The organism is Mesorhizobium sp. M7A.F.Ca.AU.001.01.1.1 (assembly GCF_004022735.1).
Taxonomy (GTDB): Bacteria; Pseudomonadota; Alphaproteobacteria; order Rhizobiales; family Rhizobiaceae; genus Mesorhizobium; species Mesorhizobium ciceri.
The window spans coordinates 1-9,865 of record NZ_RZPF01000171.1 but is presented as its reverse complement, the minus strand read 5'-3'; the positions used below and the strand labels follow the sequence as shown (position 1 = coordinate 9,865).

The following is a 9,865-nucleotide window of genomic DNA, read 5'->3' as shown; positions in this document are numbered from 1 at the left end:
GCGCAGCTCGGCGCGGGCGCGCAGCCAGTCCGTCGGATAGAATTCGAAGAAGCCGCCGACTTCGCCGCCCCAGCGCACCGGATCGAGGCCCTTCAGTTCATCGGCGTTGTCGTCGTCGCGGGAAAACAGGAACTTGCCGGTCAGGCCGGCGCGGACACCGCCATCGTCGACCAGCGCCAACGAGATGTTGTCGTTGCGCGAGACAAAGCGTGCCGCCGGTCCGGCCTTGCCCAATGAGATGATGGGTTGGGCGCTCAGCATGTATTTCCTGCCGCCCTCGAAATTGGGCGCGACCAGGCCGGTGGCGCCAACGGTCAGATACCAGTCGCCGGACAGCCAGCTGCCCTCGCCCGCATTGGCGGCGCCCGCCCCGCCCAGCACCGCAGCGGCCAACACTAGAGAGATTCTTCCGACCGGACTCATGGCCACTCCACTAACACGACACACACGATTACCGATGACAGCTTTGACGGCCGTTTGGTAAAATTTGATTTAAACCCGAGACATACGCTCGCGCTTTGCCGCGATGCCGCTGCCGGTCATCGACTGGACGTTGGCCCGCGCCCGGATTACCTTCCATCCGCAGTATTCCGCAGCCCTCGATGGAGACCGCGACAATGACCCTGCATGGCGACGCCCTGAAAATCGCGATCGAACAGACACGGACAAAATGGGGATGGTTTGTCGCGCTCGGTGTGCTGCTGCTCATCTTCGGCGGCATTGCCTTCGCCAACCTGTTCGTCGCCACGGTGGCTTCCGTCTACGTCGTGGGATGGCTGATGCTGATGGCGGGCATCATCGAGATCGTGCACGCGTTCGGCGTCAAGACCTGGAGCCGCTTCTTCTACTGGCTGCTCAGCGGACTGCTGTACGCCGTTGCCGGCTTCTTCGCTTTCGGCAATCCGTTGCTTGCCTCGGCGGTGCTGACATTCCTGCTGGCGATTGCGCTGGTCGCGTCAGGGGTGCTCAGGGCCTGGGTCGGCTACAGCCATCGGCCGGAACGCGGCTGGGGCTGGATCGTCGCTGCCGGTGTCATCACCGCGCTTGCGGGCCTGATCATCGCCATGGGCTGGCCGGTCAACAGCCTGTGGGTGCTCGGTCTGTTCCTGGCGATCGATCTGATCTTCCAGGGCTGGACCTTCATCGCCGTTGGCCTGGCACTGAAGAAGTAGCTTAAAATGCCATCGCAGCGTCGAGGTCGGAGAGCGGCCTGACGCCGGCAAGCAGCGCGCGTGCCTCGGCTTCATCGCGCTTCATCTGCGCGACCAGCGCGTCGAGCCCCTCGAACTTCACCTCCGGACGCAGGAAACCGAAGAAGGAAACCTGACAAACCTCGCCATAGAGGTCGCCGGAGAAATCGAAGACAAAGGTTTCCAGCAGCGGCGCGCCGTTGTCGTCGACTGTCGGGCGTCGGCCAAAGCTGGCGACGCCGTCGTGAAGCGTGCCGTCGGCGCGGCGGAAGCGGACGGCATAGATGCCCTCCCTGAGTGCGGCTTCAGCCGACAGCCTCATATTCGCGGTTGGAAAGCCAAGGGTGCGGCCAAGCTGCTGTCCGCCGACCACCTCGCTTTCGACGGTGAACCGGTAGCCGAGCAGACCGGCGGCTTCAGCCACTTCACCCTCGCCCAGCAATCCGCGGATACGGCTGGACGACACCACCTCGGCGCCCTCGTCCCGGAACGCGTCGACGAGCGTGACGCCGAAGCCGTGACGCTCGCCGGCCGCCATCAGGTAGGCCGGGCCGCCCTGACGATCCTTGCCGAAATGGAAGTCGAACCCGGTTACGGCGTGAGTAATGCCGAGGTTCGTTTCCAGCACATCCGTCACGAACGCTTCCGCCGACAGCGAGGCGAAGTCGCGCGTGAACGGCTGCTCGACGAGCGCGGCAAAGCCCAGCAGCGACAGCAGCCGCGCCTTCATCGGCGGCGGCGTCAGCACGAACAACGGGATATCAGGCCTGAAGATCTTGCGCGGATGCGGTTCGAATGTCAGCACCAGGGCCGGCACGCCGCGCCGTCCTGCCTCCGCCGAGGCTCGCTCGAGCACCGCCTGATGGCCGCGATGGACGCCATCGAAATTGCCGATCGCCACGACGCCGCCGCGCAGGTCGGCGGGAAGCGGCGCGGTTGCCAGGATGCGCTGGAAGGCTGCCATCGTCACCTACCGAAGTCTGGGAATGACGGCCACCGGACCATAGCCATGCTTTTCCAGGAAGGCCGCCAATCTTGCCGGATCCGGTTGCAGGGCATCGCCATAGTCGCGGGCATGGATACCGCCGGAGACATAAAGAACATCGAAGCCATTGTCGGCGGCGCCCTTCACATCGGTCATCATGCCGTCGCCGATGGCCAGCACCTGGCCGCGCTCGACCGGCTGGCCAAGAATCTCGGCAACCTCCTTCATCGCGAGATTGTAGATCGGCGCGTAAGGTTTTCCAGCGATCAATGTGCGGCCGCCGAGCTGGGCATAGTCACGCGCCAGCGCGCCGGCACACCAGATGATGCGTTCGCCACGTTCGACCACGATGTCGGGATTTGCGCAGATGAAAGGCAGGTTCCTGGCGCGCAGCCGCCGCAGGAGCTCCGCGTAATCCTCGGGCTTCTCGACCTCGTCGTCGAACAGGCCGGTACAGACGACGCCGGACGCCTCGAACTCCTCGACAAGCTCGACGTCGAGACCTTCATAGAGGGTGAAGTCGCGGTCGGCGCCGATATGGAAAATCTTGCGCGGCCCTTCGGCGATCAGATCCCGGGTCACGTCGCCTGAGGTAACCACCCGGTCGTAGGCTGACGGTGGAACACCGATCGCGTTCATCTGCGCCACGACATCGGCACTTCTGCGCGGCGAATTGGTGATCAGGACGACGGGGATTTTCGCCTCTCGAGCCCTTGCCAATGCGGAGGCCGCCACAGGGAAATGCGTTTCGCCATTATGGACCACGCCCCAGACGTCGCACAGGATTGCCGAATAGGCCTTCGACACGTCTTCGAGCGAGCCGATGATTTCAGGCGAATCCGCCATGCCGTTTCCTTCAGTCATGATCGTTGCGACCGCCACGACAGACGGTTCGCCGCAGCCGGTTCGGATTAGCCGAACCATTCCGGCCTGTCACCAGCTTTCGCCAGGCACGATTGGTTAGCGGTTGGTGAAGTGCTGACCCGGCAATAGAGCGATTTGCCAAACCCGGCCTTCAGCGTTTTGTGGAAAGCTGGCGTCGATCGAGAATCCGCCGGCGGGGGCCGCTCCAAGACATGCATGGACTTTGGCGTCAGTTCTGCCGCGACCAACGCGGCAACTATGCTCTTATGACGGTCGTCGCTATGGTTCCGCTGATGGGCGCCCTGGCAATGGCCGTCGACTTCACCGAGATGAGCCGCGAAAAACAGGCGGTTTCGAACGCGCTCGATGCCGCAAACTTCGCCACGGCGCGCCGGCTGACGGAGGGTGCCACCGACGACCAGTTGAGGGCCTATGCGCTCGACTTCTTCAATGCCAACCTCAACAAGATCAATCCCGCCAATACGACGCTCACCGTCACCTTGCCAAGCAACACCACCGGCGGCGGCTTGCTCAAGATGACCGCGCGGCTGGACTACAAGCCCTATTTCTATCCGGTCTTCGGCCAGCTCGTCGGCAAATCCGAAACCGACGCCAACCAGAGGATCAGCTTCAACATCACCTCGGAAGTGCGGCTGAAGAACACTCTTGAAGTCGCCCTGGTACTCGACAATTCCGGGTCGATGACCAAGACCGGAACGGGCTCGGGGCAAACGCGCATCGACCTTCTCAAGACCGCGGCAAAACAGCTGGTCGACACGCTGGCCCAGCAGGCGGCGATGATCAAGCAGGTCGACAGGCCGGTGCAGTTCGGCCTCGTGCCGTTTGCCGCCTCGGTCAATGTCGGGCCCGGCAACGGCAATGCGCCCTGGATGGATACCGAAGGATTGTCGCCGGTATCGAACGAGAATTTCGACTGGTCGACGCTGAACGCAGCCGACAAATACGCCCAGCAGACCAACGGCATCTGGTACAAGCGCGGCACCGGATGGGGAACCGACGAAGGCCAGATGCTGACCCGGTTTTCGCTCTATCGCGACATGAAGGTCGTCACCAACCATGAGCGTGTCGTCAACAGCAAGCGCGTGGTGTGCGACGAATACAACCCGAACAACACCTGCAAACGCGACCACGACGAATACGACTACATCGACACCTATGGCCCGTTCGCCAGTTGGCAGGGCTGCGTCGAGGCCAGGCCTTATCCCTACAATGTCAACGACGCGGCGCCTTCCGGCGGCTCGGCGAACACCGGCATAGGGGTCGGCGATCCGGCGACGATGTTTGTGCCGATGTTCGCCCCGGACGAACCCGGCAACCATTGGAGGCTCACCCAGGATCCCGACGAGGCCGCGCCGACGACCTATGGCGCCATCAACAGCTGGTGGAATGACGACCCGACGAGCAGCACCGGCCAATCCCGGCTGCGCAACATGTCCAAATATTTCCAACCGAGGCCGATCAATGCGCCGGCGCTGGCCGCCGGCAACGGGCCGAACTACAGCTGCTCCACCAACCCGATCACGCCGCTGACCGATGTCAGCGTTACCACTGGGCTTACCGCGATCAAGGCCGCGATCGACCTGATGAAGCCCGATGGCGGCACCAATGTTCCCGAAGGCATGGCCTGGGGTTGGCGGGTGGTTTCGAGCGGCGAGCCGTTCACGCAAGGCCGCCCGGAAACCGAGAGAGGCAACGACAAGGTCGTCATCGTGCTGACCGACGGCGCCAATACCTACTACACGCCGTCCTCGCTCAGCCATTCCGACCCCGCCGATTCGAAATCGACCTATGCGTCCTTCGGCTATCTCAACCCAGGCTACAACGGCACTTCGGTGGGCCGCCTGTTCATGGGCACATCGAGCGCCATTGGCCAGTTCGACTATTCGAACGGCAACTACACCAACGCGCTCAACGAGCAGATGGCGACGCTTTGCAACAACGCCAAGGCAGCCAATATCATGGTGATGACGGTGGCGCTCGACCTGTCGACGACCAAAACCGCCGATCAGCAGGCGATCGAGGCGCTGAAATCCTGCTCGTCGAACTCGCGCTTCCGCAAGGATCCAACGGACGCGAGCAAGCCGGCAAAACTGTTCTGGAATGCCACCGGCGCCAGCTTGTCGAACGATTTCAAGGAAATCGGCAACGAATTGTCGAACCTGCGCATCGTCGGCTGATCCTCAGGCTTCGGGGGCTGGCTGGAACAACGGCTGGCGCCGCCATGCACTTGCGCGCGCCTCCCGGGACAGGCACATCTTGGCCGCCTGCCGGATCGCGCGTCCATTCGCGGCGCGCTGGGGAAGAACAGATGCCCGAAACAGCCAATCATCTCGCCTTCGCGCTGGTCTGCCTCGGCATGGTGCTGACGCCTGGCCCCAACATGATCTATTTGATCTCGCGTTCCCTGTCGCAGGGGCCGAAGGCGGGGCTCATCTCGCTTGGCGGCGTGGCGCTCGGCTTTGTCTTCTATGTACTGGCGGCGGCATTCGGCATCACCGCGCTGCTGCTCGCAGTGCCCTACGCCTATGATGCGCTGCGCTTTGCCGGCGTGCTCTATCTCCTGTGGCTGGCCTGGCAGGCGGTGAAGCCGGGCGGACGCTCGCCATTCGAAGTGCGCGAATTGCCGAGGGACCGGCCGCGCAAGCTTTTCGCCATGGGCCTGATGACCAATCTGCTCAATCCGAAGGTGGCCGTGCTCTATCTGTCGCTGTTGCCGCAGTTCATCAGCCCCGGCAAGGGTCACGTCCTGTCGCAGCTCCTGGTGCTCGGCGCGACACAGATCTCGATCAGCCTCAGCGTCAATGCCGTCATCGCGGTAACGGCCGGTTCAATCGCCACCTTTCTCGCCGGACGGCCCTTGTGGCTGGTCATCCAGCGCTGGATGATGGGAACCGTGCTGGCGGCTCTTGCGCTGAAGATGGCGACAGACGCGCAGCGCTGAGAGTGCAAACCGGCGGTCGCCGCTGTCAGCCGCCGAAGACTTCTTTCAGGAATGCATGAGAGGCAAGGATGGATTGCTCGGCAGCATTGTACTGACCATAGGCCTCGATGCCGGTCTTCAATCCTGCGGAGTCAAATCCGTGACGAGCACCCGGGTAGACGTCAAGCTGCACAGAGCTTCCCTTGCCGCTGCGCTGCGTCATCATCTCCTGGCAATTTTTGGCGGGGGTCCGATCGTCCAGCTCGCCGATCAGGATCAAGGTCGGGACCGCCATGTCGCCATTCGTTGCCGAACAATCCGGATAGTAGGCGATCGCAGCCTTGAATTTGCGCTCCATAAGCCGCTCGTCTCCACCAGACTGCAAGGCCTCGAGCGTTGCGTTCCCGCCAGCGGAGAACCCCATCAACGCAATGCGCCGCGGGTCGACAAAACTGTATTTTGATAGGTATTCCAGAGCGCCGTAGGCGTCATATACGCGATCAACAGGGTGGAGGCCATCACAGGTCTCCTTAATGCCGCGGGTGCTGAAGCTGTCGACGACGAGGACGACGTAACCCCAGGAAGACAGTCGCTCGGACCAGGTTTTCCTTACACTTCGGGGCAAACCTGAACATCCGTGCAGAACCACGACAGCCGGGAACGGCCCCTCACCCGGCGGACGCGTTAAATACCCCTGCAGCGGCGTGCCGGGAACGGCCCTCGGGACGTTGCCGCCCGCTTGCGCAATGCGCTTCTGAAATGGCGTTGGCTCCGAAGCCGCGCTTTCAAACTGCACCGGCTGGTCAGCGCGCGCTGGCGCGGCATGCAGATAGCTACCGATACAAAGGCAGGTCAGACAGACGACCTTGTTGGGCAGTCTCGGCAGGGTGAAGGCCATGGGTGCCTGCTTCGTTACATCGGCCGTCTTATCTGCTGTGCCCGCTCCGGCTCGACCACCTTGCGGTAGAGATGCCAGGTGGCATGGCCGAGCACCGGCATGACGACGGCGAGCCCGGCAAACAGCGGGATCGAACCGATCACCAGAAGCACGGCGACCAGCAAGCCCCACAGCGCCATTTGCAGCGGGTTGGCCATCACCGCCCGGGCCGAGGTCTCGATGGCTGAGACGGCGCCGACGTCGCGGTCGAGCAGCAGCGGGAAGGCAACCACAGTGGTGGCCAGCACGATTACGGCAAAGACAAAGCCCGCGGCATTACCGGCAAGGATCAGCGTCCAGCCCTTACTGGTGGTCAGCACGTCGCGGATGAAGCCGCCGATCGAGGCCGGCGGCTGGTCTCCGAACAGGCCAGTGTAGATCGATTGCGCGGTGTAGAGCCACAACAGGAACAGCGCCACCAGCATGACGCCGATGACGGCGATCGACGGGATCGCGGACGAGCGCCGGACATCAAACGCGTGCCGCCAGGAGGTGTTCATGCCGAGCTCGCGCCGGCGGCTGATCTCGTAAAGGCCGAGCGCCGCAAACGGCCCGACCAGAGCGAAACCCGACATCAGGGGATAGATGAGCTGGATGGCATTGGCGCCGGACGTCCACTGCGTCAGGATCAGGCCGACGATGGGATAGATCAGGCACAGGAACACGTAGTGCGATGGTTTTGCCCAGAAATCCTCGAACCCGAGACGCAACGCATCCCAAAGGTCCGACGTGGTGATGCGGCGCACCGTCGGCTGCACATGCATTCCACGTGCGTCCGCCATGACATGAAAGCCGGCCATAACCTTCCTCCCGTGTGTCGGGGCGGTCACCGCCTGGATGGCCGCCAGAGCTGCCACTTCAAGATCGAGAAGCATGATAGCAGAGTTGGCGGCGATTGTCGCCGGGTCAATGGCCTGGGGAGCAACTCCTCGTTGTGTTCAACTCTCCGTATGGCCTCTCATATGGCGTACCTTGGCAGACCTTCGTTTTGGCCAATCATTGTGCTGCATTTTAGCATTTACGCATTTTAGCATTTACTTAAATTACTCGTAGGGATCCCTGGCGTATCACCTGAGCTTTACGAGTTTCGGCGAGGGACTATGTTCGCATTGAAAGCCTTCTGGTCTTCGGAGCGCGGCAACTTTGCCATAACGACCGCCTTCGCTATGCTGCCAATAATGATTGGTTTGGCCGGCGCCGTCGATCTGATCGGCACGAGCCATGACGCCTCGCAACTCCAGAACTCGCTGGACGCGGCTGGGCTCGCCATCGGCACGAAGTTCTCTCCCGATATGGCGGCTGGCGATGTCCAGCAGCTTGGGCTGCAGTTCTTCGCCGCCAATATGAGCGCGGCCGACCAGCAGGAATATTTGGGCAGCGTCTCCGCTTTCGCGGCAACGGCAAGCGGCAGTCCAAGCGCCTACTTTATCTCGCTGTCGTCCAGCATAAGCCGCCCAAGCTTCATCAGCGCCTCGGCCCCCTGGCAGGCCTACCGCTCGGCCTCGGTCAAGATAAAACCTGGCGCGCAGGCCTGCGTGCTGGCGCTCGATCCGCATGCGTCCGCCGCCGTGAACCTGCAGGGCTCGACCAACGTCTCGATGGACAATTGCGTGATCGCGGCGAACTCGGACGCGTCGGATTCCGTCAACAGGGGTGGTTCCGCACTGGTTTCGGCCGGCTGTGTCTCAACCGTCGGTGGCACCAGCGGGCTGTTGCCACCCAGCGCCAGTCTCGCCTGCGGAACGCCGCACGAACATAGGTACGCATCCTTTGATCCATTGGCCGACGTCGTTCCTCCCCCTTACACATTGTGTTTGCCTGTCCCGAACGGCAAAACCTACACGCTGTCGCCCGGCACTTATTGCGACAAGACATTATCGGGGAACATCACGCTTAATCCGGGCGTCTACATCATGCGCGGCACCACCATAAAGCCAGGGGGAAACGGCAGCCTGACTGGCCAGGGCGTGACCATTTTCCTCATGGAAAGCGCTCAGATCTACATAAATGCCAATGAGAAGGTGAACCTTTCCCCGCCCACCAGCGGCCCTTATGCTGGCATCACCATTTTCCAGGATCACGGCAACACGTCTGCCCTGACATTGAATGGTGGCGCAAATTCCGTGCTCAGCGGTTTCATCTACGCGCCGGACGCGCCCATTTCCTACGCCGGCAATTCTGATATGAGCGCCCAGGGCGACTGTCTCAGGCTTGTCGGCAATACGATACAGATGACCGGGAACTCGTCCGTCAAGTCCGACTGCGCGGCGGCGCTTGGAAATCGCACAATGTATGCCGATCGGATGATCACTCTGGTGAAATGAGAGACAACCTGACGTGCGGCGGCGCCAGCGGTAGCGTTGAGAAAAATGGCGGTAACGCACGGCCGGATCGGTTTCGATGCGAGGCGCAATCCGGCCAGCCTGGGATAGGCAGCGCCGTCGATCGCCTGGTGAAATTCCGCCCAGCATGCCACGCCGATCAGCGTTGTACCGGCCAGCGTCAGTCTGTCGCCCCCTCTTCGATTTTCGCCGCCCTGCCCGGCAAAAGCCATGATCGCTATTATCTCAGAGGCATGACCATAGCGAAAATCGAAACCCACCCGATCCCGAAGCTGAACAGGCGCATGGTGCTGACCGGCCTCGCAGCCCTGGCGGGGCTCGCCGCCTGCAGCACCGTTTCACTGCCAACCGGCGAAGGCGCCGGGGTCTCCTCCTCCGCCACCAGCACGCTGGCCAGCATCCGCGCCTCGGCCGGGCTCGCGCCGCTGGTCCCCGACCGGCAGCTCGAACAGGCCGCCCTGCAGCAGGCAGGCTACATGGCGCAGCGCCGCCGCATGAGCCACACCACCGGCTGGGGCAAGGATTTCGCCTCGCGCGTCAGGGACAATAGAATTTCCGGTGCCGCGGCGGAGAACATCGCCGAGGGTCGTTTCGACCTCGATAAGC

10 protein-coding genes are annotated in these 9,865 nt (G+C 62.5%); 5 read left to right on the top strand and 5 right to left on the bottom strand.

Features of this window, described 5'->3' with window-relative positions; translation table 11 throughout:
• On the bottom strand, positions 1–423 hold a 423-nt coding region (locus EN884_RS13090), incomplete at its 3' end, for a MipA/OmpV family protein (RefSeq protein WP_164894997.1).
• Between the two features lie 194 nt (positions 424–617).
• Between EN884_RS13090 and EN884_RS13085 the strand changes: the two genes are divergently transcribed.
• Positions 618–1,172, top strand: coding sequence for an HdeD family acid-resistance protein (locus EN884_RS13085; RefSeq protein ID WP_013532362.1), 555 nt, complete (start codon positions 618–620; stop codon positions 1,170–1,172).
• Between the two features lies 1 nt (position 1,173).
• Here EN884_RS13085 and EN884_RS13080 read toward each other — a convergent pair whose 3' ends face one another.
• Both EN884_RS13080 and EN884_RS13075 read right to left on the bottom strand, forming a co-directional pair.
• Positions 1,174–2,154 carry a bifunctional riboflavin kinase/FAD synthetase gene (locus EN884_RS13080; protein ID WP_063170200.1) on the bottom strand — a complete coding sequence of 327 codons (981 nt, stop codon included), beginning with the start codon at positions 2,152–2,154 and terminating at the stop codon, positions 1,174–1,176.
• 6 nt (positions 2,155–2,160) lie between these two features.
• Positions 2,161–3,021, bottom strand: a complete 861-nt coding sequence (locus EN884_RS13075) for a TIGR01459 family HAD-type hydrolase (protein ID WP_063170199.1) — start codon at positions 3,019–3,021, stop codon at positions 2,161–2,163.
• Positions 3,022–3,251: 230 nt separating this feature from the next.
• Between EN884_RS13075 and EN884_RS13070 the strand changes: the two genes are divergently transcribed.
• Both EN884_RS13070 and EN884_RS13065 read left to right on the top strand, forming a co-directional pair.
• A complete protein-coding gene (locus tag EN884_RS13070; RefSeq protein WP_027163218.1) occupies positions 3,252–5,237 on the top strand; it encodes a TadE/TadG family type IV pilus assembly protein in 1,986 nt (661 codons plus the stop codon).
• Between the two features lie 131 nt (positions 5,238–5,368).
• Positions 5,369–6,001, top strand: coding sequence for a LysE family translocator (locus EN884_RS13065; protein WP_024504845.1), 633 nt, complete (start codon positions 5,369–5,371; stop codon positions 5,999–6,001).
• Between the two features lie 25 nt (positions 6,002–6,026).
• On the opposite strand, the gene EN884_RS13060 is transcribed toward EN884_RS13065, so the two are convergent.
• Both EN884_RS13060 and EN884_RS13055 read right to left on the bottom strand, forming a co-directional pair.
• Positions 6,027–6,878: a dienelactone hydrolase family protein gene (locus tag EN884_RS13060; protein ID WP_063167719.1), complete on the bottom strand. Its 852-nt coding sequence runs from the start codon at positions 6,876–6,878 to the stop codon at positions 6,027–6,029.
• Positions 6,879–6,892: 14 nt separating this feature from the next.
• Positions 6,893–7,717 carry a DUF2189 domain-containing protein gene (locus EN884_RS13055; RefSeq protein ID WP_013532367.1) on the bottom strand — a complete coding sequence of 275 codons (825 nt, stop codon included), beginning with the start codon at positions 7,715–7,717 and terminating at the stop codon, positions 6,893–6,895.
• 300 nt (positions 7,718–8,017) lie between these two features.
• On the opposite strand from EN884_RS13055, the gene EN884_RS13050 reads away from it, so the two are divergent.
• The gene (locus EN884_RS13050; RefSeq protein WP_027163217.1) at positions 8,018–9,241 is read left to right on the top strand and encodes a TadE/TadG family type IV pilus assembly protein; all 1,224 of its coding nucleotides are present in this window, start codon (positions 8,018–8,020) and stop codon (positions 9,239–9,241) included.
• Between the two features lie 251 nt (positions 9,242–9,492).
• A partial coding sequence (locus EN884_RS38630) for a CAP domain-containing protein (protein WP_164894996.1) occupies positions 9,493–9,865 on the top strand: 373 nt, incomplete at its 3' end.